Source organism: Oscillibacter sp. (genome assembly GCF_028693505.1).
GTDB lineage: Bacteria > Bacillota > Clostridia > Oscillospirales > Oscillospiraceae > Oscillibacter.
In genome coordinates, this window is sequence record NZ_JAQUVF010000005.1 from 25,294 (window position 1) to 49,501 (window position 24,208).

Annotated in this window: 18 protein-coding genes; 17 read left to right on the top strand and 1 reads right to left on the bottom strand. The window is 59.6% G+C overall.

Annotation, left to right across the window (positions count from 1 at the left end; translation table 11 throughout):
* Positions 1-49: 49 nt before the first annotated feature.
* Positions 50-1,708, bottom strand: coding sequence for a ribonuclease J (locus PHI30_RS02495; protein ID WP_300023457.1), 1,659 nt, complete (start codon positions 1,706-1,708; stop codon positions 50-52).
* 479 nt (positions 1,709-2,187) lie between these two features.
* Between PHI30_RS02495 and PHI30_RS02500 the strand changes: the two genes are divergently transcribed.
* The 17 genes from PHI30_RS02500 to PHI30_RS02580 all read left to right on the top strand — a co-directional run bounded on the left by PHI30_RS02500 (position 2,188) and on the right by PHI30_RS02580 (position 24,185).
* Positions 2,188-4,182 carry a DHH family phosphoesterase gene (locus PHI30_RS02500; RefSeq protein WP_300023460.1) on the top strand — a complete coding sequence of 665 codons (1,995 nt, stop codon included), beginning with the start codon at positions 2,188-2,190 and terminating at the stop codon, positions 4,180-4,182.
* Positions 4,183-4,209: 27 nt separating this feature from the next.
* Complete coding sequence (rplI, locus tag PHI30_RS02505) at positions 4,210-4,659, top strand: 50S ribosomal protein L9 (RefSeq protein WP_300023462.1); 450 nt, start codon at positions 4,210-4,212, stop codon at positions 4,657-4,659.
* Positions 4,660-4,786: 127 nt separating this feature from the next.
* Positions 4,787-6,133, top strand: a complete 1,347-nt coding sequence (gene dnaB, locus PHI30_RS02510; RefSeq protein ID WP_300023464.1) for a replicative DNA helicase — start codon at positions 4,787-4,789, stop codon at positions 6,131-6,133.
* Complete coding sequence (gene tilS / locus PHI30_RS02515; protein ID WP_300023467.1) at positions 6,117-7,499, top strand: tRNA lysidine(34) synthetase TilS; 1,383 nt, start codon at positions 6,117-6,119, stop codon at positions 7,497-7,499. Before dnaB ends, tilS begins: the two co-directional genes overlap by 17 nt.
* Positions 7,489-8,043, top strand: coding sequence for a hypoxanthine phosphoribosyltransferase (gene hpt / locus PHI30_RS02520; RefSeq protein ID WP_300023469.1), 555 nt, complete (start codon positions 7,489-7,491; stop codon positions 8,041-8,043). Before tilS ends, hpt begins: the two co-directional genes overlap by 11 nt.
* Positions 8,044-8,144: 101 nt before the next feature.
* Entirely contained in the window at positions 8,145-9,947 is a 1,803-nt protein-coding gene (gene ftsH / locus PHI30_RS02525) for an ATP-dependent zinc metalloprotease FtsH (RefSeq protein WP_300023588.1), read from the top strand.
* 562 nt (positions 9,948-10,509) lie between these two features.
* The gene (locus PHI30_RS02530) at positions 10,510-11,709 is read left to right on the top strand and encodes an ABC transporter substrate-binding protein (RefSeq protein WP_300023471.1); all 1,200 of its coding nucleotides are present in this window, start codon (positions 10,510-10,512) and stop codon (positions 11,707-11,709) included.
* A gap of 201 nt (positions 11,710-11,910) precedes the next feature.
* Positions 11,911-12,789 (top strand): branched-chain amino acid ABC transporter permease, encoded by an 879-nt coding sequence (locus tag PHI30_RS02535; RefSeq protein WP_300023474.1) that lies wholly within the window; start codon positions 11,911-11,913, stop codon positions 12,787-12,789.
* A 12-nt stretch (positions 12,790-12,801) separates the two neighbouring features.
* Positions 12,802-13,914, top strand: coding sequence for a branched-chain amino acid ABC transporter permease (locus tag PHI30_RS02540; protein WP_300023477.1), 1,113 nt, complete (start codon positions 12,802-12,804; stop codon positions 13,912-13,914).
* Entirely contained in the window at positions 13,911-14,753 is an 843-nt protein-coding gene (locus PHI30_RS02545) for an ABC transporter ATP-binding protein (RefSeq protein WP_300023479.1), read from the top strand. Before PHI30_RS02540 ends, PHI30_RS02545 begins: the two co-directional genes overlap by 4 nt.
* Positions 14,746-15,456 carry an ABC transporter ATP-binding protein gene (locus PHI30_RS02550; protein WP_300023481.1) on the top strand — a complete coding sequence of 237 codons (711 nt, stop codon included), beginning with the start codon at positions 14,746-14,748 and terminating at the stop codon, positions 15,454-15,456. Before PHI30_RS02545 ends, PHI30_RS02550 begins: the two co-directional genes overlap by 8 nt.
* Positions 15,457-15,801: 345 nt before the next feature.
* The gene (locus PHI30_RS02555) at positions 15,802-16,725 is read left to right on the top strand and encodes an AraC family transcriptional regulator (RefSeq protein ID WP_300023484.1); all 924 of its coding nucleotides are present in this window, start codon (positions 15,802-15,804) and stop codon (positions 16,723-16,725) included.
* A gap of 43 nt (positions 16,726-16,768) precedes the next feature.
* Complete coding sequence (locus tag PHI30_RS02560) at positions 16,769-17,584, top strand: alpha/beta hydrolase-fold protein (protein WP_300023487.1); 816 nt, start codon at positions 16,769-16,771, stop codon at positions 17,582-17,584.
* Positions 17,585-17,861: 277 nt separating this feature from the next.
* Complete coding sequence (locus PHI30_RS02565; protein WP_300023489.1) at positions 17,862-18,479, top strand: TetR/AcrR family transcriptional regulator; 618 nt, start codon at positions 17,862-17,864, stop codon at positions 18,477-18,479.
* A gap of 24 nt (positions 18,480-18,503) precedes the next feature.
* Positions 18,504-19,889: a hypothetical protein gene (locus tag PHI30_RS02570; protein ID WP_300023491.1), complete on the top strand. Its 1,386-nt coding sequence runs from the start codon at positions 18,504-18,506 to the stop codon at positions 19,887-19,889.
* Between the two features lie 18 nt (positions 19,890-19,907).
* Positions 19,908-21,065 (top strand): efflux RND transporter periplasmic adaptor subunit, encoded by a 1,158-nt coding sequence (locus tag PHI30_RS02575; protein WP_300023493.1) that lies wholly within the window; start codon positions 19,908-19,910, stop codon positions 21,063-21,065.
* 6 nt (positions 21,066-21,071) lie between these two features.
* Entirely contained in the window at positions 21,072-24,185 is a 3,114-nt protein-coding gene (locus PHI30_RS02580; protein WP_300023496.1) for an efflux RND transporter permease subunit, read from the top strand.
* Positions 24,186-24,208 lie beyond the last annotated feature (23 nt).

Genomic DNA, 24,208 nt, shown 5'->3' on the forward strand with positions numbered 1-24,208 from the left:
AAAAGCCTCCCGACAGCATCTGTCGGGAGGCTTTTGGAAGTTTTGGACCTTACAGTTTGGTCACAACGGGAATGACCATGGGATTGCGCTTGGTGTTTTTGAAGAGATAGTTGCTGACGGCGGATTTCACGGTGCCCTTCAGCTCGCCCTCGTCCCGGCTGTGCTTCCGGGTCACCGACTCTGCGGCTTCCGCCGCCACGCTTTGCAAATCCTTCATCAGATCGCCGGACTCCTTCACATAGATGAAGCCGCGGGTGATGATCTCCGGCGGAGAGAGCAGCGCGCCGTCGTGGGAGGAGACGGGCATAACCACCACGACCATGCCGTCCTCAGCCAGACGCTTGCGGTCCCGCATGACCACGGCGCCCACGTCGCCCACGCCGGAACCGTCCACATATACCTCGCCTGCGGGCACGCTGCCGCCCAGCTTAAGGGTCTTAGCGGTGATCTCGATGGCGGTGCCGTTGTCGGCAATGGCGATGTGATTGCGGTCCATGCCCATCTGCTGGGCAAGCTGGCTGTGGATTTGCAGCATCCGTTGCTCACCGTGGAGGGGGACGAAGAAGCGGGGCTTAGTCAGCGCGTGGATGATCTTCAGCTCCTCCTGACAGGCGTGACCGGAGACGTGCAGCATATCCGCCCGGTCATAGACCACCGTGGCCCCCTTGCGGAACAGCTCGTTGATGACGCGGCCCACCGTCACCTCGTTGCCGGGGACGGCAGAGGCGGAGATGATGACCTTGTCGCCCGCGCCGATCTCCACCTGCTTGTGGGTGGAAAATGCCATGCGGTAGAGGGCGCTCATTTCCTCGCCCTGAGAGCCGGTGGTGACGATGACCTGCTTGTTTTTGGGCAGGCCCTTGATCTTGGTGATGTCCATCAGGGTGTTCTTGGGCACCTTCATATACCCCAGCTCCGTGGACACGCGCATCATGTTTTCCATGCTGCGCCCGGTGACTGCCACCTTGCGCCCGCAGGCGGCGGCGGCGTCCAGCACCTGCTGGACCCGGTGGACGTTGGAGGCGAAGGTTGTGACGATGATCCGGTCGTCGCAGTTGTTGAACTGGCGGGTAAAGGTCACGCCCACGGTTTTTTCCGAGGGGGTGAAGCCGGGACGCTCCACGTTGGTGGAGTCGGCGCACAGCGCCAAAACGCCTTCCTTCCCCAGCTCGCCCAGACGGGCAAGGTCAATGACCTCGCCGTCAATGGGGGTGGAGTCGATCTTGAAGTCGCCGGTGTGGACCACCGTGCCCATATGGGTGTGGATGGCAAAGGCCACGGAATCGGCGATGGAGTGGTTCACGTGGATAAATTCCACCGTGAATTTTCCGGCCCGGACGGATTTGCCGGACTCCACAGTGATGAGCTTGGTGCTCTTGGTGAGGCCGTGCTCATCCAGCTTCAGCTTGATGAGGCCGGCAGTGAAACGGGTGCAGTAAATGGGCATGTTGACCTGCTTGAGCACATAGGGAATGGACCCCACGTGGTCCTCGTGTCCGTGGGTGATGAACAGGCCGCGGATGCGGGCGCGGTTTTTGATGAGGTACGTGACGTCGGGAATGATGCAGTCGATGCCGTACATGTCGTCATCGGGGAACGCCATGCCGCAGTCCACCACAATGATCTCCCCGCCGTACTCATAGGCGGTCATGTTTTTGCCGATTTCGTTGAGACCGCCAAGGGGGATGATTTTCAATTTTTCTGCCATAGTATAGAAATACTCCTTTTTGTATACAAGATATGTACAGACCTCTCAACGAAAGACAAAACGCGGCGAAGTGTTTTTACGTGCAAAAAAGCGCACACAAAATAAAGACGCCCGTTGCCTGCCCGGCCCCGTTTCGCCGGCAGGGGTTCAGTTACGCCATGTCGTTTTGAACTATGAGAGCTGTCTATTTATTTGACCGGACGAGACTTCCGCCCGCGCCGGTAAAATACGAAGAAAGCGGAGAAGAAACGCTTCTCAACGCTTGGATTGTTATAGTATAGCACAGAAACACCGGTTTGTATACAATTTTTTTTAGGCGGGCCATGGGGCGCAGGCGGACGGCGCTGGTAGCCGAAAGGAAATTTTTTCATCCGGACGGCAGCGCGTTTTGCGTGCATGGAGACGTTTGGCTGTTGCTTCTTTGGCAAAAAACTGCTATACTATTTAAATCTATCAGTAGCGGAAAAAGGAGCCATCCGATGAATAATAAAAAACTCTCCCGCCTGCTGGAACCGAATTTGAAGCTGTATTTTCTCTGCCTTTTGGTGTTCACACTGGCCGCCGTGACCGTCAGCCCCGTGCTGGCGTTGGCAGAGGGTGTGGCAACGGTGGGGCTCTACATCTACTTTACCAGAGGGAATCAAAAGCGGCGTCAGGGAATCTTGCAGTACATCGACAGGGTTACCGGGAGTGTGGAAACCGCCAGCAAATCCACGCTCATCAATTCCCCGCTGCCCATCATGGTGTTTCGCCCGGATACGCGCGAGGTGATCTGGAGCAACGAAAACTTTTTGCAGCTGGCGGGGGTGCGGGAGCACCTTTTTGAAATGAAGGTGGAGGACGCCGTGCCGGACTGCCCGGTGCAGTGGCTGCTGGAGGGCAAGCAGGAGTGTCCCGAGCGGGTGTTTATGAACAGCCGCCGCTTCCGGGTCTACGGCAGTCTGGTCCGGGCCAAGGGCCGGGGCGGGGAGCAGAATCTGGTGGCAACGACTTACTGGGTGGACACCACGGAGGCCGACGAGCTGCGGGAGGTCTACACCGAGACCCGCCCCGTGCTGGCGCTTTTGATGGTGGACAACTACGAGGATTTGATGAAAGCCTGCGCGGATACCCAGCGCAGCGCCATTCTGGCCCAGATCGACGAAAAGCTTAACCAGTGGGCATCCGGCGCAGAGGGTCTGCTTTTGAAAATCGAGCGGGACCGCTACCTCTTCATTTTTGAAGAGCAGCACTACGAGCATTTTGCGGAGGATAAATTCTCCGTGCTGGACGCCATCCGCGACATCAAGGTGGGCGAGGGTATCCACCCGGCGCTCTCCATCGGCGTGGGCAAGGACGCCGACAGTATGGCGGAGCTTTATAAAAACGCAAGCCTTTCCGTAGAGATGGCGCTCAGCCGGGGCGGCGATCAGGCGGTGGTCCGCAACCGGATGGACTTTGAGTTTTACGGCGGCCGGGCCAAGACCACGGAAAAACGGACGAAGGTCAAGTCCCGGGTGATGGCCAACGCACTCAGCGAGCTGATGGCGGACGCGGCGGAGGTCTATGTCATGGGCCACAGCTTTGCGGACATGGACGCGCTGGGGGCTGCCGTGGGCGTGTGCTGCGCCGCCCGGAAGCGGGGCAAGCGCGCCCGCATTGTGATGGATCTGGAGCACAGCGCGGCGGATGCCGTGCTGCAAATGATGCGCGAGCTGCCGGAGTATGCGGACGTGTTCCTCTCCGCTGCGGATGCGTTTTTGAAGATCCAGCCGGGGGCGCTGCTGGTGGTGGTGGACACCAACCGGCCGGACATGGTGGAAAGCCCCCAGCTGCTGGAATCCTGCAACCGCGTGGCGGTGATCGATCACCACCGCCGGGCGGCCACCTACATTGAAAACGCGGCGTTCAGCTTCCACGAGCCCTACGCCTCCTCGGCCTCCGAGCTGGTGACAGAGCTTTTGCAATACCTGGTGGAACCCTCGGACCTTTTGCGCCAGGAGGCGGAAGCGCTGCTGGCAGGCATTGTTCTGGACACGAAGCACTTCACCCTCCGCACCGGCGGACGCACCTTTGAGGCCGCGGCCTTTTTGCGCCGGGCCGGCGCGGACACCTCGGATGTGCAGCGGCTTTTCCAAAACGATCTGAGCGACATGGTTTCCCGCTATGATATTATCCGCCGGGCGGAATTGTACCGGGAGGATATCGCCCTTGCGGTCATCCCACAGGACGGCGCGGACCGGGTGGCGGCGGCGCAGGCGGCGGACGAACTGCTGACGCTTAAGGGCGTGAAGGCGTCCTTTGTGATCTATCGCAACGGTACGGATGTGCTGATGTCCGCCCGGTCTCTTGGCGAGGTGAACGTACAGGTGATTCTGGAGGCGCTGGGTGGCGGCGGAAATTCCACCACGGCAGGCGGCCGCGTGGAAAACGGCGACATCGACGCCGTGCGCGGGCAGCTGACAGAGGCAATCGACGCATATTTTGAGAAATAATCAAGTGCAATAAGGAGAGACAAACCCATGAAAGTGATTTTACAACAGGATGTGAAGGGCCAGGGCAAAAAGGGCCAGATGGTGGAAGTGTCCGAAGGCTATGCCCGGAACTTCCTTCTGCCCAGAAAGCTGGCCATGGCCGCCACGGCGGACGCCATCAACACCATGAACCTCAAGGAAAAGGCCCGCAAAGCCGAGGAGGCCCGATTGAAGGCGGAGGCCGAGGCCACGGCGGAGAAGCTCAAGGAGTGCATGGTAAAGCTCACCGCCAAGGCGGGCAACGGGGGGCGGCTGTTCGGCGCCGTCACCACCAAGGAGATCTCCGACGGGCTGAAGGCCCAGTACGGCGTGGAAATCCCCAAGCAGAAGCTGGCGCTGGAGGACCCCATCAAGGCCTTTGGCAGCTATCAGGTCAAGGCAAAGCTGGGATTTGAAGTGAGCGGCACGGTATACGTGTTTGTGTTTGAAGAAAAATAAGAGCGCAGGCGCTCCATGCAAAGCGCCCGCGCTCTGACCGCGCCGCTTTGCATGCGCCGCGTCCCCTTTTGGCGTCCCGCTTCCCCCTGACGCGCGGGGGAGAAAATCCCTTCCGGAGGTAAGTACGATGGCAATGGAAGATCTTTTGACCCGGCAGATGCCCCACAGTCTGGAGGGCGAACAGGCCGTCCTCGGCTCCATGCTGATTGACGCCAACTGCGTCAAGGACGTGATGGACAAGCTGCGCCCGTCGGACTTTTATCTGCGGCAAAACCGGGATATTTTTGAGACGATTTACTCCATGTTTTCCTACGCAAGGCCCATTGACGGCATCACCGTCTGTGAGGAAATGCAGAAAACGGGGACATACGACGAAAACACCCGCTCCTATCTTGCCCAGCTGATGGAGATCACCCCCACCAGCGCCAACGTGATGGAGTATGTGGCCATCGTGCGGGACAAGGCGCTGTTGCGGGGCGTGGCCCAGGCCGCGTCCGAGATCACGGCGCTGGTGCAGGAGGGCATGGGCGAGGCGGGCGACATTCTGGAGGCCGCCGAGCAAAAGGTATACGCCATCCGGCGGGGGCAAAGCGCGCAGGAGATGGTGACGCTGCGCCAGGTGCTGCCCGATGTGCTGGACCGTCTCAGCGAGATGAGTGAGAGTGAAAACCATCTGCCGGGCCTTTCCTGCGGCCTTTCCGCCGTGGACCAGAAGATCACGGGCCTCAACAAGTCCGACCTCCTTCTGCTGGCCGCCCGACCCGGCATGGGCAAGACCTCGTTCGCGCTGAACGTGGCGCTGAACGTGGCGAAGAGCAGCAAGAAAACCGTGGCGGTCTTTTCGCTGGAAATGTCCCGGGAGCAGCTGGCCACCCGCCTGCTCAGCTCCGAGGCACTGGTGGAGAACAACCGCCTGAAAACCGGCGCCCTGCGGGAGACGGACTGGGAAAAAATTGCCGGCGCGGCAACCATTTTGAACAAGCTGGACATCCGCATCGACGACAATCCCATGCTGTCCGTGGCGGATATGAACGCCAAGTGCCGCCGTCTGGAGGATTTGGGGCTGGTGGTCATCGACTATTTGCAGCTGATGACCTCCGCCGGGGGTAAGGGCGGCGGCGAGAGCCGCCAGCAGGTGGTGTCCGACATGTCCCGTATGCTCAAGATCATGGCAAAAGAGCTCAACGTTCCCGTGATCTGCCTGAGCCAGCTCTCCCGCGCCAATGAAAAGCGGGACGACAAGCGGCCCATGCTCTCCGACCTCCGGGAATCCGGCGCCATCGAGCAGGACGCGGATATCGTTTTGTTTTTGTACCGGGACGACTACTATAACGAGGACTCCGAAAAGCACAACATTGCGGAGTGCATCGTGGCGAAAAACCGCCACGGCGAGACCGGCAAGGTGGAGCTGCGCTGGATGCCCGAATATACCCAGTTCTCCACGCTGGATACCCGGTATGACGATGAGGACTGAGCTGGCCCCGGCCCGGGCCTTTTTAAAGCGGCAGTTCCCCCGGGGCGGACGAGTGCTCTGCGCCGTCTCCGGCGGACTGGATTCCATGTGCCTGCTGGATTTTATGCTGCGGCAGGCGGCGTTTTCTCCCGTGGTCGCCCATTTCAATCACGGCCTCCGGGGCGAGCGCGCGGAGCGGGACGCGCAATTTGTCCGCGACTTCTGCGCCCAGCGGGGCGTGCCGTTTTTTTCCGGACAGGGGGATACCCGGGCGCTCTCGGCGGCGGAGGGCCTTTCTGTGGAGGAAGCCGCCCGGCGGCTGCGGTACGAGTTTTTGCGGCAAGCCTGTGCACAAGCCCGGTGCGATGCCATCCTCACCGCCCATCACGCGGACGACAGCGCGGAGACTATGCTTTTAAACCTCCTGCGGGGCACCGGCTCCGCGGGCCTTTCCGGCATTCCGGCGGTGCGGGACGGGGTTTGCCGTCCCTTTTTGACGATCACCCGGGCGGAGCTGACGGCCTACGCCCTGCAAAATCAGGTCCCCCATGTGGAGGACGAGACCAACCAGACGGATGACGCCGCCCGGAACGTGCTGCGCCATCAGGTTTTGCCGGTGCTGCGGGCGCTGAATCCCCGGGCGGTGGAGAATATGTCCCGCGCCGCCGCCATTTTGGAGGGAGAAAACCGGGCGTTGGAGCTTTTGGCGGCGCAGGAGGCCGCCAAGGCGGTGGAGACGCCCCGTGGGCTGTCTCTTCCCTGCGGGGTTTTGACGCAGCTTCCCGAGGCCCTGGCGGAGCGCACGGTGCTTTTGGTGCTCTCCCGGGCCGCAGGAAAACGGAGAGATCTCGCCCACGTCCATGTGGAGGCCGTGCTGCGTTTGGCGCGGGGCGGCTCGACGGACGCTGCGGTTTCCCTGCCTTACGGCTTGACGGCCCGGCGGGGACGGTATACATTGTATGTTGAACATCTGACGCCGCCGGAGGAGGTTTTGCTCCGGGTGGGGCAGACGGTGCGTTTTGGCGGGTGGCTGGTGCGCGCGGAAGCGCGCGGGACGGGAGCGGCCCGCAATGCGGGCAGTTCCGGCTTGACGGCTGCGCTGCGTGTCCCGGCGGAAACGACACTGCGGGTCACCCCGTGGCGCGGCGGCGACCGCATGACCCTTCCCGGCAGCCGGGGTGCCAGAACGCTGAAGCGGCTTTGCCTTGACCACGGCATTTCGTCCCCCGTGCGGGACGCCATGCCGGTGGTGCGGGTGGGGGCGGACGCGGCGGCGGCGCCCTTTCTTGGCACGGATGAAAAGTTTGCGGCCCGCGCCAAGGAGGAAGCGGTGCTGGTAACCTTTATTTTGATCAAAGAGACAGAGGAGAACAAGCATGAGAAGTGAGATGGAAAACGATATTTTGAAGGTCCTGGTGACGGAAGAGGAACTGAAAACGCGGGTGGACCAGCTGGGCGAGATTCTTTTTGAAAAATTTCAGGGGAAGAACCCGCTGTTTCTGGGCGTCTTGAAGGGGTCCTTCGTGTTTATGGCGGATTTGGTCCGGGCCTGTCAGGTGAAGAGCGACGTGGAATTTATCGCGGTCAGCTCCTATCAGAATGCCACGGTATCCTCCGGCCGGGTGCAGATCACCCGGGATTTGCAGCAGGATATCACCGGCCGCCACCTCATCATTGTGGAGGACATTTTGGATTCCGGCAATACGCTGGCATTTTTGAAGGAGTACTTCCTCGCAAAGGGCGCATCCTCCATTACGCTTGTCACGCTGCTGGATAAGCCCTCCCGCCGCACCAAACACATCACTGCGGACCTCGCTGGCTTTACCGTGCCGGATGAGTTTGTGGTGGGCTACGGTCTGGACTATGCCCAGCAATACCGCAACATTCCCTATATCGGCGTTCTGAAACCGGAGGTTTACGCCGGAAACTAAAATCCGCGCCGGATGGATTAAGCGATCCAAAGCGCGAAGGAGGTAGCCTCGCAGTGACAAAACAAAACCGCACGTCGAACCTCAGCATTCTCTTTTTGCTCATGGTCATCGTGATATGCGCCAGCTTCCTGTGGCAGATGAACGGCCAGACCAACAAGGTGGAGTATTCGGAGGTCCGGCAGCTGTTTCTTCAGGAAAAGGTGAAATCCTTTACCGTGGAGGAAAACACACTGACATTGCACCTGCGGGAGTCGGTGGACGGCAGCGAGACGATACACTATGAGCTGTATGATTTCGACTATTTTTATAAGGATCTGAACGATCTTGTCCAGGAGCAGACGGACAAGGGCATCATCACCTCCTATAATTACTATCAAAACCACGCCACCAACTGGCTGGAGTATTTGTTGCCCTGGGTGCTCTCGGCACTGCTGCTGGGCGTGATGTGGTATTTCATGTTTGCCCGGGGACAGGGCGGCATGGGCGGCGACCGGATGGCGAAATTCGGCTCCGCCCGCACCAGAACGCTGACGGACAAGGACCGCAAGGTCACCTTTGAGGACGTGGCAGGCGCGGACGAGGAAAAAGAGGAGCTTCAGGAGATCGTGGAATTCCTGAAGGAACCCCAGAAATATCTGACGCTGGGGGCCCGGGTCCCCAAGGGCGTGCTGCTGGTCGGCCCTCCGGGCACCGGCAAGACGCTGCTTGCCAAGGCTGTCGCCGGCGAGGCGGGGGTGGGCTTTTTGTCGATCTCCGGCTCCGACTTTGTGGAGCTCTATGTGGGCGTTGGCGCCAGCCGCGTCCGGGACCTGTTCGATCAGGCGAAAAAGACCGCGCCCGCCATCATTTTTATTGACGAGATCGACGCCGTGGGCCGCCAGAGAGGCACCGGCCTTGGCGGCGGACACGACGAGCGGGAGCAGACGCTCAATCAGCTCCTTGTGGAGATGGACGGCTTTGCCGCAAACGAGGGCGTGGTGGTTCTTGCCGCCACCAACCGCGCGGACGTGCTGGACCCCGCACTGCTGCGGCCCGGCCGGTTTGACCGCCAGATTTATGTGGGACTGCCGGATATTCGGGGCCGGGAAGAAATTTTGAAGGTCCATGCCAAGGGCAAGCCCCTGGCGGAGGACGTGAATCTGGAGCAGCTGGCCCGGGGCACCGCCGGTTTTACCGGCGCGGATCTGGAAAACCTCATCAACGAGGGCGCGCTGCTGGCGGCGAGGAAAAACGAAAAATTCGTCACCATGGCCGATTTGAAAGAGGCCGAGATCAAAGTCATCGCGGGGCCGGAGAAAAAGAGCCGGGTCATCCCCCAGCACGAGCGGGAGCTGACCGCCTGGCACGAGGCCGGGCACGCCGTGGTGATGCACGCGCTGCCGGGGCAGGACCCGGTCAGCCAAATTACCATCGTTCCCCGGGGGCAGGCTGGCGGCATGACCATCTCTTTGCCGCAGGAGGACCGGTCTTACCTTTCCAAGCGCTATATGGAGGATCAGATCGTGGCTCTGCTGGGCGGTCGCGTGGCGGAAAAGCTGTGTATCGGGGACATTTCCACCGGCGCCAGCAACGATATCCAGCGTGCCACCCAGATCGCCCGGAAAATGGTGGCGACGTACGGAATGAGCGAGCGCATCGGCACGGTCTCCTTTGAGTCCGGCCACGATGAGGTGTTCATTGGCCGCACCATGAGTCAGGGCCGCAGCTATTCCGAGGCGGTGGCAGCCCAAATTGACGAGGAAGTCAAGCACGTGGTGAACAGCGCCTACGCGCAATGCGAAGCCATTTTGGAAGCCAACCGCCGCCAGCTGGACGAGGTGGCCCGCTTCCTGCTGGAGCACGAGACAATGGAGCGGGAGACGTTTCTCCGCCTGCTGGACGGGGAAGCTGCCGCGCCTCAATAACGAAAAAAATGATTTGGGCAGGCCGTTTGCGTTTTGGCAAACGGCCTGCCCAGCGTGTCGAAAAAGTCTTTTCGACACGCTGGGCAAGTTTTTGAAACCCGCGAAAAGTTTCAAAAACTTATGATTGAAAACGAAAGACACCCTTCCTGGGTTTCTTTCGTAACTATCTTCCTTCCCGTTTTTCGGGATTTCAAGGTTTATCGACAGACTGTGCAGGCCGTTTGCGTTTTGGCAAACGGCCTGCTTTCCTATCCCGTGTCAGGGCGCCCCCATAGGAAAGTCCAAAACGGCAGGAACATTTTTAACGCGGATTGGCGAAATCACCAAAAGAGTGCGTCCGTGAGGGACGGACAATTGTTGCTCGAATTTTTTTACAAAAGCAAGAATGTCCGCGATGTATAGACAAATGAACGCTTATGAAAAAACACAGCCTTTTAAAAAAGGGAAAGAATGGAAATCTTTCTGTGTATAATTTACCTTGCAATGCCGCGCCAAAACACGTAAAATGCTTCCATGTAAGAGGCGGGCATTTCGCTTCGCCAACAATAGGAGGATGAAAAGAATGAAAAAGCTGTCTGCTTTCCTGCTGACCCTTGCCATGATGCTCGGCGCGCTGACCGGCTGCGGCGGCAACCAGAGCGGCTCCAGCGGGAGCGCTCCCGCAGATTCTGGGAATAAAACGGTCCGCATCGGAATTTATGAGCCCCAGACCGGCGATAACGGCGCCGGCGGCAAACAGGAGATTTTGGGCATGCAGTATGCCAACACGGTCCAACCCACGGTGGAAATCGGCGGGGAGACCTATGATGTCCGGCTGGAGATCGTGGATAACCGGACGACACCGGAAAACGGACCCTCTGCGGCGGCGGAGCTGGTGAACCGCGACGTGTCCGTGGTCCTCGGCTCTTACGGGTCCGGCGTATCCATTGCCGGCGGCAAGGTCTTTGAGGAAGCCGGCGTACCGGCCATCGGCGTGACCTGCACGAATCCGCAGGTGACCTCCGACTATGACTGCTACTTCCGCATCTGCTTCCTGGACCCCTTCCAGGGCACGGTGCTTGCCAACTACGCCTATAAAGAGCTGGGCGTGACCACCGCCTATACGCTGGCCATGCTGGGCAGTGATTACGATCAGGGTCTGGTCCACTACTTTACCGAGGCCTTCCAGAAGCTGGGCGGCACTGTGGTGGCGGAGGACTTCCCCGAGGGCAGCGCCAACTTTGTTTCCTATATCAACAATGCCAAGAGCGCGGGCGCGGGCGTTATTTTCGCTCCCGTTTCCACCAACTATGCCCAGCTGATCATTGAAGCCGCCGCCGCGCAGGGCTATACCGGCGCTCTGCTGGGCTCCGACACTTGGGACAACAACAAGGTTGCGGAGAGCACCACCGGCAAAACCGTCGATGTGAAGGTCACCACCTTCTATCAAGAGGGCGGCAACCCCGACTTCGACAATGGCATCAAGGAATGGATCAATGCCAACGCCGACGCCAAAACCAACAACGGCGGCAACGACATGATCGCGGCTGTCACCGCCATGGGCTATGACGCTTACTTCACCGCGCTGGAGGCGCTGAAGGCCGCCGGCAGCACGGACCCCAAGGCCGTGATGGAGGCGCTGCCCTCCGTGAGCTATGAGGGCGTGTCCGGTCTGATTGAATTTGACGATATTGGAGACGCTAAGCGGGACGCGGCCTACATCAAGACCGCCAACACCCAGACCGGCGCCTGGGACTTTGTCAAGGTGCAGGGCGTGGACTGATCCGGAAAATTTTTGGAACCTTCTGATAAAACCAACACGTGGGGCTTTCATCAGAGTTTCCTTAGAAAAGGGGATGGCGCGCGGAACGCTCCGCCATCCCCTTTTTCCGCATTTTTGAAATGGGACGCCTCAAAAGAACGGGATGGCCCACTTTTTTGAGACGGTCCAATCTGAGAAAAACGCACACGGGAGGGTTTTTTTATGGGAGAGGGATTGCCTTATATCATCAACGGCATCTCCGTGGGCGGCCAGTATGCCCTGATCGCCATCGGGTATACGCTGGTCTACGGTATTTTGCGGCTGATCAATTTTGCCCACGGCGACGTGTTCATGGTGGCGGGTCTTGTGATGGTTTACGCCACCAGCGCGCTGCCGCTCTATTTGGCGCTGCCGCTGGTGCTGATTGCCACGGTGCTGCTGGGCTTTGTCATCGAGCGGGTGGCCTACAAGCCGCTGCGCTCCGCGCCGCGGATGTCCTTGATGATTTCCGCCATCGGCGTGAGCTATCTGATTCAGAATCTGGCGTTTTACATTACCGGCGGCATTCCCCAGCCGGTGACCCGCCCCATTCCGTGGATTTCCGACAACGTGATGGTTTTCGGGCAATCCACCAAGCGGGTCACGCTGCTCACCCCGGTGCTGACCATTTTGCTGGTTTTGGCGCTGGTGTATCTCATCAACCACACCAAGATCGGCATGGCCATGCGGGCTGCCGCCAAGGATTTTGAAACGGCCCAGCTCATGGGAATCCGCATCAACGCCGTGATTTCCATGACGTTTGTGATCGGCTCCTTTCTCGCGGCAGTGGGGTCCATTCTCTACTTCACCAACTACCCCTCCGTGGCCATCACCTCCGGCGGCATGCCGGGACTGAAGGCCTTCGTGGCGGCGGTGTTCGGCGGCATCGGCTCCATTCCCGGCGCTGTGGTGGGCGCGTTTATCATCGGCCTTTGCGAGGAGCTTATTAAGGGCGCGGGCTACACCACGTTTTCGGACGCGTTCACCTTTGCGCTGCTGATTGTGGTTTTGTGTGTGAAGCCCACCGGCCTGTTCGGTGAAAAAGTCACCGACAAGGTATAAGGAGGGAACCATATGACAATGAAGAAAAAGAAATCCATCTTTTTGGTTGTGGTGCTGGCGGTGCTGCTGGCGGCCTGTTTGACGGTGGACGCGCTGCTGCCCGGTTATCACATTGCCGTCACGGTCATCAAAAAAGCCACGGTGTACGCGCTGGTGGCGGTTTCCATGAACCTGCTCAACGGCTTTACTGGCCTTTTCTCCCTGGGACAGGCGGGCTTTATGCTGCTGGGCGCCTACGCCTACGGCGTGCTGACCATCCCGGTGGCAAAGCGGGCCAGCGTCTATCAGTATTTTGACGGCGGCTCGATCCAGTTCTCCCTGCCGGAGAGCTGCGCCGGGATTTTGGGCGACGCGGTTGGCCCCACGGTGGGCATGCTGGCAGCTTTGCTGGTGGGCGGCGTTCTGGCGGCGCTGATGGCGTACCTCATAGGCCTTCCCGTGCTGCGGCTGAAATCCGATTATCTGGCCATTGCCACGCTGGGCTTTGCGGAGATTCTGCGGGCCTTTTTCCAGTGGAACGCGCTGGGTCCCATCACCAACGGGTCCAACCTGCTCAAAAGCTACCCGACCTTTACCCACGCCACGCCTTACGTGCTGCTCTCGGGGGGCATGATCGCCATCATTGTGCTCCTCATCAACTCCACCTACGGGCGGGCCTTCAAGGCCATCCGGGACGATGAGGTGGCGGCGGAGGCCATGGGCATCAATCTTGCGCGGCATAAGCGCCTCGCGTTTGTCATCAGCTCCTTCTTTGCGGGCATCGGCGGCGGTATGATGGCCATGTATATGGGCACCATTGCCGCAGCGCCGTTCAAAAGCGCCATGACGTACGAGATTTTGCTGATCGTGGTCATCGGCGGCATCGGCTCCATCACCGGGTCCATCCTTGCAAGCTTCCTGTATATTTTCAGCTCCGAGTGGCTGCTGCGGGGCTTGGACTCCGGCACATTTTTGGGGATTTCCGCCCCGTCGCTCTTTAAAAACGGCTTCCGTATGGCGGCATTTTCCGTGATCATCATGGCAATTGTGCTGTTTTTCCGCAAGGGCATCATGGGTGACAGAGAGCTGCCGGACCTGCTGGACAGGCGGGGGAGAAAGCACAAAAAGGAGGCCGCCGAAAAATGAGTGACAACATTCTGAAAGTCGAGAACGCCACCATGCAGTTTGGCGGTGTGGTGGCTGTGGACAACCTGAATCTGGAGATCAACGAAGGGGAGATCGTGGCGCTCATCGGCCCCAACGGCGCGGGAAAGACCACGGCCTTCAACGTGGTCACGGGCGTGTATCAGCCCACCAACGGCGCGGTCTGGTTTCAGGGCAACAAGATCATTGAGAACTATCCCCAGGGGAAGATGAAAAAGCTCTATAAGGGCCAGCACGGCGGGGAGTATACCCGCGCCCTCGCCCCCACACCGGATAAGGTCACGAAGCTGGGCATGGCCCGCACCTTCCAGAACATCCGGTTGTGGAAGTCCCAGACCGTTTTTGACAACGTGCTCATTGCCAAGCACTGCCGGGCCACCAGCAACGTGCTTTCGGCCACCTTCCGCCTAAACCGCAAGGAGGAGGCCCAGCAGCGCCAGAGCGTGGAACAGCTCCTGGAGACGGTGGGCCTTGCGGACGTGAAGAACGAACTGGCCACCTCCCTGCCTTACGGCAAGCAGCGGCGGCTGGAGATCGCCCGGGCGCTTGCCGCCGAGCCGCAGCTTTTGCTGCTGGACGAACCGGCGGCGGGCATGAATCCCCAGGAGACCGACGAGCTGACCGCCTTCATTGCGGATATCCGGAACAAATTTCATCTCACCGTGTTTCTCATCGAGCACCACATGAATCTGGTCATGCATATCTCCGACCGCATCTACGTGCTGGATTTCGGCAAGCTCATTGCCGAGGGGACCCCGGCGGAGATCCAGAACAACAAGCGTGTCATCGACGCGTATCTGGGGGTGGCGGAAGATGCTTAAGATTGAAAACCTGCATGTGGCCTACGGCGGCATTCAGGCCCTGCGCGGCATCTCACTGGAGGTGCCGGACGGAAAGATCGTGACGCTCATCGGCGCCAACGGCGCGGGAAAATCCACAACGCTGCGCACCATCACCGGACTGGTAAAGGCCGCCTCCGGGTCCATCCGGTGGAACGACGAGGAACTGCTGGGAAAGCCCGTCGACCGCATCATCAGCGCGGGAATCGCCATGAGCCCTGAGGGTCGGCGGGTATTTCCCGATATGACGGTTTTGGAAAACCTGAAGATTGGCGCCTATCTCCGGCGGAACAAGGCGGAGATCGAAACGGACATCCAGTGGGTGTACCAGCTCTTCCCTCGGCTGAAGGAGCGCAGCTGGCAGCTCTCCGGTACGCTCTCTGGCGGCGAGCAGCAAATGCTGGCCGTGGGCCGGGCGCTGATGTCCCGCCCCAAGCTGATGATGCTGGACGAACCCTCCCTGGGCCTTGCGCCGCTGGTGGTGCAGGATATCTTTTCCATCATCCGGGAGATCAACCATCAGGGCGTCACCGTATTGCTCATCGAGCAAAACGCCAACATGGCCTTGAAAATCGCGGACCTTGCGTATGTGCTGGAAACCGGCAACATTACCCTCTCCGGCACCGGCGCGGAGCTGCTGGCAAACGAAAAAGTCAAAGAGGCCTATCTGGGGAAAAACAACTGAGAAAGCAGGGAGAGGCACCGCCTCTCCCTGCTTTGCTGTTGATATGACTTTTTGCGACTATTGGGATTGAAATTCTTTAGATGCTGTGATACTATATTAGATATTGCGGTACTATAAGAGATTTTTTTGTAAAATTTCTCTTATAAAACCCTCTCCTGCGAAAAAACTTGATTTTTGTTTTTGCAAAAAAGTTTGATTATTTTGATTACTTTTCATGAAATATTATTTTTTGGAGCTGAAAAGTGAGAAAAATTTGAATTGATATTATTTTGCATGAAAAAATCGGGTTTTTATATCCGAAAGAAAGGCGGCGACCGGAGCGGTTACCGTGTTGGGTACAAATTGATGGCACAAGAATTGAATCCCACTGCGTTTTCGAGCAATGCCGCACATTTTTCCAATAATACGGACCAGTTCGGCTTTGATGCGGAGCTGCATCAAACCGGAAAAAACAAGGCGCCGCTGTTCCATTTTCACGATTTTTATGAGTTTGCCATTTACTTGGGGAAAGAACCCGCCAAATTCCGGCTGCTGGATCAGGAGTATGAGGTCAACTTCGGGGACATCGTGCGCTGCGATTTGATGGACGAGCACGTCTGGCTGGTGCGGGACAACGACGCCCATATGCGCTTTTGCGTGGGGCTGACCTTTAATTTTGTCATGTCCTGCTCCACAAAGACGGACAACCTCATCCAGATTTTCAGCCGGAACGGCAGCGGCTATCCGGTCCTTCATCTCGGCTCTTTGGATATCCACAAGTACATCGACCTCATCAACGCCTTTCAGGACTGCTCTCTGGAGCATGGGAAGATGGTGTTCCAGCTGGGGATTCTCCACCAGATGCTGGCCTACCTGCAGGATGATTTCCTGCGGTTCAACAGCGGCGGCGCGCCGCTGACCCGGCAGGACAATCTGGTTTGCGAGCTGATCAATTACATCAATCTGCACATTGGCGAGGACCTGAGCCTCAAGACCCTGGGGCGCATGACCAACTATAACCCCACCTACCTCTCCCGCACCTTTAAAAACATCACCCGCAGCACGCTCAAGCTGTATATTGATGAAAAGCGGATCAACACCGCCACGCTGCTGATGGGCAAGGGCACGCCGCTGACGGAGATCGCCGTTGAGGTGGGCTTTCAGAATTACTGTACATTTTACAACACCTTCAGGCGAATTATGGGCGTCAGCCCGGAGAGCTATGCCAAGACCCGGGAAGAGGGCGAAAAGGACAACCGCCGTCTGGTGACCTGGCAGGAAAACGGCTGAAACAGCAGCGCGGCACATTGAATGAAAAGAAGGAGACTTTGCAATGGCGGTTTTGAATCTGGATCTCTACTCTTACGAGCTGGCAATGAACACGCAGGTGACCATGCTGCTGCCGGAACGGCGGGGCGTGCCCCACGAGAGCCGCGACGGCGCGCCCTATTTCGTGCTCTACCTGCTGCACGGTCACGGGCAGGATCACACCAGCTGGCTCCGACTGACCCGGCTGGAGTCCTATCTCCAAAACACGGATGTGATCGTGGTCATGCCAAACGGCGGGCGGGGCTGCTATGTGGACGGCGCGCAGACCCACCGGTACGGCACCTATCTCACAAAGGAACTGCCGCTGGCGCTGAAGAACTGGTTTCACATCTCGCCAAAGCGGGAAGAGACCTTTATCGCGGGCATGTCCATGGGCGGTTACGGCGCGCTGCGAGCCGCCCTGAGCTGCCCGGAACAGTACGGAGCCGCCGCAGGTCTTTCCACCGCTGTGCGGATGGACAGGCTGACGGAGCTGCCCCCAAGCGCGGCGGACAAGGGCCTTGCCATCCCCACGCTTTCGGAGGTGGGGGAAAACCTCCATCGTGTGTTTGGGACGCCCGCCGACTATGAGTCCACGGACTTCAGCCTGAAAAAGCTGGCCCGCCGGCTCAACGACGCCGCTGCCCCCGCCCCCCGGCTGATGCAGCTTTGCGGAGACGACGATCCGCTTCTTGCGGACAACGAGGACTTCGCGGCGTTTATCAAGGCGGAATGCCCCCGCCTTTCCCACACCTTTCACGTCACCCCCGGCATCCATGATTTTGACTTTTGGGACCGGGAGATCCGCACGGCCCTGCAATTTTTCGGTCTGCTGCCCTGAGTGGGGAGCGAAAACAGGAACCATTACAGAAAAAGCGCCCGGCGGGCCGTGCAAACGGCCTGCCCGGGCGCTTTTTTCAGCCCGCGCTTTCAAGCTCCATTGGCTTTTTGAGTCAGGCGCACCCTGCCGCCACGCGCATTCATAAAATATTAACAGTTCTTGACGAAAAAATCGATTGACAGGCGGCGCTCTTCTGCCTATAATCAATGACATGTTGTCACAAAATGACACCCTGTCATAAACTGGCAGGCACGGATTTTTGTGGAAGGGGGATTCCATGTGTAAGGAAACGTTTTTGCGGCTTCCGGAAGAAAAACGGGAGCGCTTTTTAGACGCGGCGTGGGCGGAGTTCACCGAGGTGAAGTTTGCGGAGGTTTCCATCAATCAGATCGTCCGGCGGGCAGGGGTTCCCCGGGGGAGCTTCTATCAGTACTTTGCGGACAAAGCGGATTTGTTCGGCTATTTGCTGGGCGCTGTGCGGGACCGCTTTACGGAGAATTACCGGGAGATTCTGAAAGCGTGCGGGGGAAACCTTTTTGAGACCCAGATCCGCTGCTTTGACGTGTTTTCAAAGCGGGAGCGAGAGGCCACGGAGCCGATGCTGGAGCGCTGCATCCAGATCATGCGGATCAACCCGGGGATGGATGTGCGCAAGCTGATGCCGCATATGCCCGCATCGGTGCTGCTGGAAAAAGTGCAGACGGAGCTGGATCTCACCGCGTTTCGCCGGAGGGACCCGGAATTTATCTGGCAGGTATTCAATCTCACGCTGCTGGCGCTGGGGTCCTCGCTGATGGACAGTCTGGTCTGCCCGGAACGCGAGGCAGAGTATCGCCAGCGGCTGCTGAGCCATCTGGAAATCATTCAGCACGGCGCGCTGGACGCGGCGGACTGACAGGAGACATAGGAGGAAAAGTCCATGAAACAACGAATTTTTGCCCTGCTGCTGGCGCTGGCGCTGGGGCTGTCGCTGTGCGGGGTGTCCGCGCTGGCAGAAGAAGCGAGCGGCGCAGCCCCGGCGGCGGAGACGGCCAGCGCCGCCGATGCCCAGACCGAGGACGCCGCCCAGACCGGAGAGACCGCCGGAACCGCAGAGACGGCGGAAGCCGGAGAGAACGCCGAGACCACGCTGGCAGGGCCGGACGCAGAAAAGGCGGAGACCGGGGAGTCTCTGACGGACGCGGTGACCATCGCGCCGGACGCGGTGGGCACGCTGAGCTTTGCGAATTTGGAGCGGCGCATCCGGGAGAACAACTTGCAGCTCTTGGCGCTGGAAGAGAGCATCCGGTTTCTCGCGGACATGGATTACGACGATCTTTCGGAGCAACTGCGGGACCAGATCAGCAACATCGGCAAGGCCAAACACTTCCTGACGCTCTCACAGCAGGGGGATTCCTATACATATGAACAGCTCCAGCAGGCTACCACGGCCCTGCGGGACCAGCTGGACGACATTAAAGACGGGAAGCTCCAAAAGGACAACGCCGCCACAAAGCGGCAGCTGGAAAATTTGCAGGACCAGATCGTCATGGGCGGCGAAAAGCTGTATGTGGCGCTGCTGGCCATGGACACCCAGGAATCCGCGCTGGAGCGCCAGCTGGCGGCCCTCAACCGTACCGTGGAGGAGATGGAGCTGCGCTACCGGCTGGGGCAGGTCTCCGCGCTGACGCTGGAGCAGACCAAGGCGGGGCGGAGTGCGCTGGTGAGCGGGCTTGACACGCTTTCCATGAACATCCAAAACTACAAATTGCAGCTGGAGCTGCTGATCGGCGCGGACCAGACCGGGACCATCAAGCTGGGCGCGATTCCGGCGGTGACGCAAGCGCAGCTGGGGGCCATGGACCGGGAGAAGGACTTGGCGGCGGCCAAGGAGAAAAGCTACGAGATGCTCGCGGCTTCCAAGACGCTGGAGGACGCAAAGAAGTCCTACGACGACGTGGGCGTGGACACCGGATACCGGGAAAGCAAGCTGGAGTTCCGGCAGGCGAAAAGCGCCTGGCAGGCCGCCCAGTACACCTACAACGCCGCGGTGCAGGACTACGAGCTGCGCTTTGGCACGCTGTATGCCCAGGTGCTGGATTACCGGCAGATTCTAAGCGCGGCGCAGGTATCTCTTTCGTGCGAACAGAGCGCCTACGCGGCGAAAGAATTGAAATACCAGCAGGGTGCCCTGTCGCAAAACGCACTGCTGGACGCCAAGGATACTCTGCGCGCGGCGGAGAAAAAGGTCAGCGGCGCGTCCGACGACCTCTTTTCCGCGTACAACAGCTACTGCTGGGCCGTGCAGCACGGCATCCTGAACTAATAAGAGGAGCGATATTTCATGAAACGAATCATCTCTTTACTGCTGGGAGCAGGTCTGCTGCTCTCACTGACCGCCTGCGGAGGGAAAGCTCCCGCAGAGGATACCCCCGTCGCCGGCACCGCCGTACAGGTGGAGACCGTGGCGGCAGACACCATCGCAACCGACAGCAAGGTTTCCGGCAAGGTCGCCGCAGACAACGAATCCACCATCATGATCGCCTCCGCGGCCAAGTGCACCGCCGTCTACTTTGAGGCGGGGGACACGGTGCGCCCGGGAGACGTGATCTGCACGCTGGATGTGGTCAGCACCCTCTCTTCCCGCAGCGCCGCGCAGATCAGCTACGCGGCCGCCGCCCAGAGCTATCAGGATCAAAAGGGCGTTTTTGAAGCGCAGGTGAATCTGTGCCAGAAGAACGTCAACGATTTGAAGGCGCTTTTCGCCATCGGCGCGGCGTCCCAAATGGAGATCGATCAGGCGGAGCTGCAATTGCAATCCGCCGTCGCCACCCGCAACTCCACGCTCTCCCAGCTGGAGGCCGGGATGCAAAACGCCAAGTCCGGACTGGAGCAGCTGGATACCGCGCTGGAGAATGTGGATGCCGCGGGCAACGTGGTAGCGCCCATCGCCGGAACGCTGGTGACGATGAACGCGGTGGAAAACGCGTTTGTCTCCGCCGCGATGCCCCTGGCGGTCATCGACGGCGCGGACCAGATGAAGATCACGGTTTCCGTCTCCGAGACGCTGGTGCCCAAGCTGGCCTCCGGCGATGAAGCGGACGTCTATGTAAGCGCGGTGGGGCAGAGCTTCTCCGCCGTGATCCGCTCGGTGGAAAAGGCGGCCAGTGCGCAAACCAAGCTCTACACGGTCACGCTCACGGTGCCGCCCGAGGTCACCGGGCTGCTTTCCGGCATGTTTGCCGACGTGACGTTCCATACCGACGTCTCCGAAGGGACGCTGGTCATTCCCACGGAGGCCATTCTCACAAGCGGCGAGACGCAGTACGTCTTTGTGGTGGAAAACGACACCGCCAAATCGGTGGAAGTCACCACGGGCCTCAACGGCAGCGGCGTCACGGAGATCACCTCCGGCCTCAGCGAGGGGCAACAGCTGGTGACCGTCGGGCAATCCTACCTCTCCGACGGGGACATTGTCCGCGTTGTCACCGGGGAGGAATAAAAACGGATGAGTACGGCAAAATTTTGCATCAGGCATAAAGTGACCACGCTGCTGGCGGTCATCATGATCGTGATTTTCGGCGCGGTTTTCACCACGCAGCTGCAAATGGCGCTGCTGCCGGACATGGAAGCGCCCATGGCGGTGGTGGTGTGCTATTACAACGGCGCAAACCCCAGTGATATGGAAGAGCTGGTCAGCCGCCCGCTGGAAACGGCCATCATGTCCGTTCCCGGCGTGGATCAGGTGTCCTCCTCCTCTCAGGACGGCGTGAGTCAGGTCCAGATCACCTATGTGGAGGGGACAAATCTGGATATCGCCGCCACCAAGCTGCGGGAGCAGTTCGATCTGCTCTCCCTGCCGGACGGCGCCATGGACCCCATCATCGTCAATCTCAACATCAGCGACATGATGCCCACCGCTATGGTCGCCCTGACAGGCGACGACCCGGCAAAGCTCCAGTCGCTGGCGGAGGACGTGGTGGCCCCCGCGCTGGAGCGCATCGACGGCGTGGCCTCGGTGAGCATCTTCGGCGGCGTGGAACAGCAGGTCGCCGTGCGCATCGACGCCGCCCGGGCGGCGGGCTTCGGTCTTTCCAATAGTTACATTTCCCAGTTCCTCGGGGCGGAGAATCTGCTCTACCCCGGCGGCAATCTGCAAAACGGCTCCAAAAAGCTGACAGTCAGCACCGACGCCAAGTTCCAGTCCGTGGAGGACGTGGCGGCCATGCTGGTGGCCCTGCCCGCAGGCGGCAGCGTGCGTCTGGGCGAGGTGGCCGACGTGGCGCTGGAGACGAAGGACACCGACACCGTTGCCAGAATGGACGGCAGCAACTGCGTGCTGCTGCAGGTTTCCAAGCAGTCCGGCGCCAACGAGGCGGCGGCGGCCTCCGCCGTGGAAAAGCGGATGGGCAAGCTGGCCGCGCAGAACAATGCCATTCATTATAGTCTCCCCTATCTTGCTTCGGACTACATTGACATGTCCGTGGAATCCGCGGTGCAGAACATCATTCTGGGCGTGGTTTTGGCGGCGGTGGTGGTGTTCTTGTTCCTGCGCCGCTGGGGCGCCACCATGACCATCGCGGTTTCCATGCCGGTCTGTATTCTGACGGTGTTCATTTTGATGAACGTGTTCGACCTGACCCTCAATATGATGAGTCTGGGCGGCATTGCCATGGGCGTCGGCATGATCGTGGATAACTCCATTGTGGTGCTGGAGAATATTTACCGGTATGTCGCCGAGGGGCACGAGCGCATGAGTGCCTGCGTGGAGGGCACAAAGGAAGTGACCTCCTCCGTGATGGCCTCCACACTGACCACCGTGGCGGTCTTTCTCCCGCTGGGCCTTGCCGGCGGCATTGCGGGCATGATGTTTAAGGATTTTTGCCTCACTATCGCCTTTTTGATTCTCTCGTCCCTGTTCATTGCCCTGACGCTGGTGCCCCTTTTGTGCTACATGATGCTGGACGAGGAGAAGGTCCGGCAGGATACGCTCAAGCGGGCGGGTAAGAAGAAGGGCGCCGTTTCCGCCAAGGTCGGCGGCTGGATTCGTCGGCTCAACGACTTCTATCTCAAGCTTTTGAACTATTTCGTGCACCACTTGAAAACCGGGATGCTGGTGTCCGTGGGACTGGTGGTCCTGTTTTCCGTGTGCTGTTTGTCCACAAAGATGGTTTTGATCCCCGAGATGGATCAAGGCCAGGTCTCCGTTACCATCGCCATGCCCACCGGCTCCGGTATCGGGGAATCCACCGCCATTGCCGACCGGGTATCCGCCATCGTGGAAGCGCAGGTGCCGGAGCTGGAGAGCATGTATTACATGGCGCAAAGCGGCTCCGGGTCCATGATGTCCAGCGGAGATTCCACCACCATGGGCGTGGTTTTGGTGGACAAGAGCGCGCGCAGCCGCTCATCCGCGCAGGTGGCGGACGATCTGCGGGCCAAGCTGCAGGATATCGCCGGATGCGAGATCACCGTGGGCACCTCCGAGATGACCGGGATGATGAGCGGCAGCGAGATCAGCGTAAATGTCACGGGAGAGGATTATGCCACGCTTGCCATGATCGCGGACGATTTGACCGCGCAGATCGCGAAGCTCCCCGACGCTGTGGACGTGACCAGTTCCGTGGCGGAGCAGATTCCGCAGGTGAAGGTCACCATGAATCGGGAAGCCGCCGCGCAGTATGGACTGACCGCCGCCACCGTGGGCGCCGCCGTCCGCGCGGAGCTGACCGGCGCCACCGCCACAAAGGTTACCATTGACAACAAGGAGCTGGACGTGGTGGTCAAGGGCGACGGCGCGGCCTCGGAAAACTTGGACGCCCTGCGCTCCATGCCGGTAGCCACCGCCATGGGCGGACATGTGCCCCTTTCCGCTGTGGCACAGGTGAATGTTGTGCAGGCGCCGCAGACCATCACCCGGGTGAACCAGTCCCGGCAGGTGACCATCAGCGGCGATACCATCAGCGGCGACACGGCCGCTATGACCAAACAGATCAGCACCATCTTAAATAGCTATTCTGTGCCGGACGGGTATACCGTGGAGACCGCCGGAGCCTATGAGGACATGATGGACAGCTTCGGGGATTTGATGCTGGCGCTGCTGGTGGCGCTGGGACTGGTCTACTTCGTGCTGGCGGCGCAGTTTGAATCCTTCCTGATGCCCGTCATCATCATGATGATCCTGCCGGTGGCCTTCACCGGCGCGCTGTTCGCCCTGCCGCTCACCGGCCGGAACCTGTCCATGATCTCGCTGGTGGCGCTTATTATGCTGGCGGGCACCGTGGTGAATAACTCCATCATTCTGGTGGACTACATCCGCATCCGCCGGGAGCGGGGCGAGAGCCGGGAGGATGCCATTTTGAAGGCCTGCCCGCTTCGTATCCGCCCGGTGATGATGACCACCCTCACCACCATCCTTGCCATGGTCCCCATGGCGCTGGGCATTGGCGACACCAACGAAATGATGAGCGACATGGGCATCACCATGATGAGCGGCATGACCATCTCCACCATTGTGACGCTGCTGTTCACCCCCGTCTATTATTCCGTCATCGATAATTTCAGCCGTTGGCTCCGCCGGAAAAAGCCGGAGAGCGTCGACGTGAGCGTGGAAGTGGGATAAACCGCCCGCTCACGGCGCAGAAA

Excerpts from the sequence above, each read along its gene's own strand:
- PHI30_RS02575 (WP_300023493.1), top strand. The coding sequence starts at position 19,908 with ATGAAACGAATCATCTCTTTACTGCTGGGAGCAGGTCTGCTGCTCTCA.
- tilS (WP_300023467.1), top strand. The coding sequence starts at position 6,117 with ATGACGATGAGGACTGAGCTGGCCCCGGCCCGGGCCTTTTTAAAGCGG.
- PHI30_RS02580 (WP_300023496.1), top strand. The coding sequence starts at position 21,072 with ATGAGTACGGCAAAATTTTGCATCAGGCATAAAGTGACCACGCTGCTG.
- PHI30_RS02570 (WP_300023491.1), top strand. The coding sequence starts at position 18,504 with ATGAAACAACGAATTTTTGCCCTGCTGCTGGCGCTGGCGCTGGGGCTG.
- PHI30_RS02530 (WP_300023471.1), top strand. The coding sequence starts at position 10,510 with ATGAAAAAGCTGTCTGCTTTCCTGCTGACCCTTGCCATGATGCTCGGC.
- PHI30_RS02565 (WP_300023489.1), top strand. The coding sequence starts at position 17,862 with ATGTGTAAGGAAACGTTTTTGCGGCTTCCGGAAGAAAAACGGGAGCGC.
- ftsH (WP_300023588.1), top strand. The coding sequence starts at position 8,145 with ATGGTCATCGTGATATGCGCCAGCTTCCTGTGGCAGATGAACGGCCAG.
- PHI30_RS02500 (WP_300023460.1), top strand. The coding sequence starts at position 2,188 with ATGAATAATAAAAAACTCTCCCGCCTGCTGGAACCGAATTTGAAGCTG.
- PHI30_RS02495 (WP_300023457.1), bottom strand. The coding sequence starts at position 1,708 with ATGGCAGAAAAATTGAAAATCATCCCCCTTGGCGGTCTCAACGAAATC.
- PHI30_RS02560 (WP_300023487.1), top strand. The coding sequence starts at position 16,769 with ATGGCGGTTTTGAATCTGGATCTCTACTCTTACGAGCTGGCAATGAAC.
- PHI30_RS02540 (WP_300023477.1), top strand. The coding sequence starts at position 12,802 with ATGACAATGAAGAAAAAGAAATCCATCTTTTTGGTTGTGGTGCTGGCG.
- rplI (WP_300023462.1), top strand. The coding sequence starts at position 4,210 with ATGAAAGTGATTTTACAACAGGATGTGAAGGGCCAGGGCAAAAAGGGC.
- PHI30_RS02545 (WP_300023479.1), top strand. The coding sequence starts at position 13,911 with ATGAGTGACAACATTCTGAAAGTCGAGAACGCCACCATGCAGTTTGGC.
- PHI30_RS02535 (WP_300023474.1), top strand. The coding sequence starts at position 11,911 with ATGGGAGAGGGATTGCCTTATATCATCAACGGCATCTCCGTGGGCGGC.
- hpt (WP_300023469.1), top strand. The coding sequence starts at position 7,489 with ATGAGAAGTGAGATGGAAAACGATATTTTGAAGGTCCTGGTGACGGAA.
- PHI30_RS02550 (WP_300023481.1), top strand. The coding sequence starts at position 14,746 with ATGCTTAAGATTGAAAACCTGCATGTGGCCTACGGCGGCATTCAGGCC.
- dnaB (WP_300023464.1), top strand. The coding sequence starts at position 4,787 with ATGGCAATGGAAGATCTTTTGACCCGGCAGATGCCCCACAGTCTGGAG.
- PHI30_RS02555 (WP_300023484.1), top strand. The coding sequence starts at position 15,802 with ATGGCACAAGAATTGAATCCCACTGCGTTTTCGAGCAATGCCGCACAT.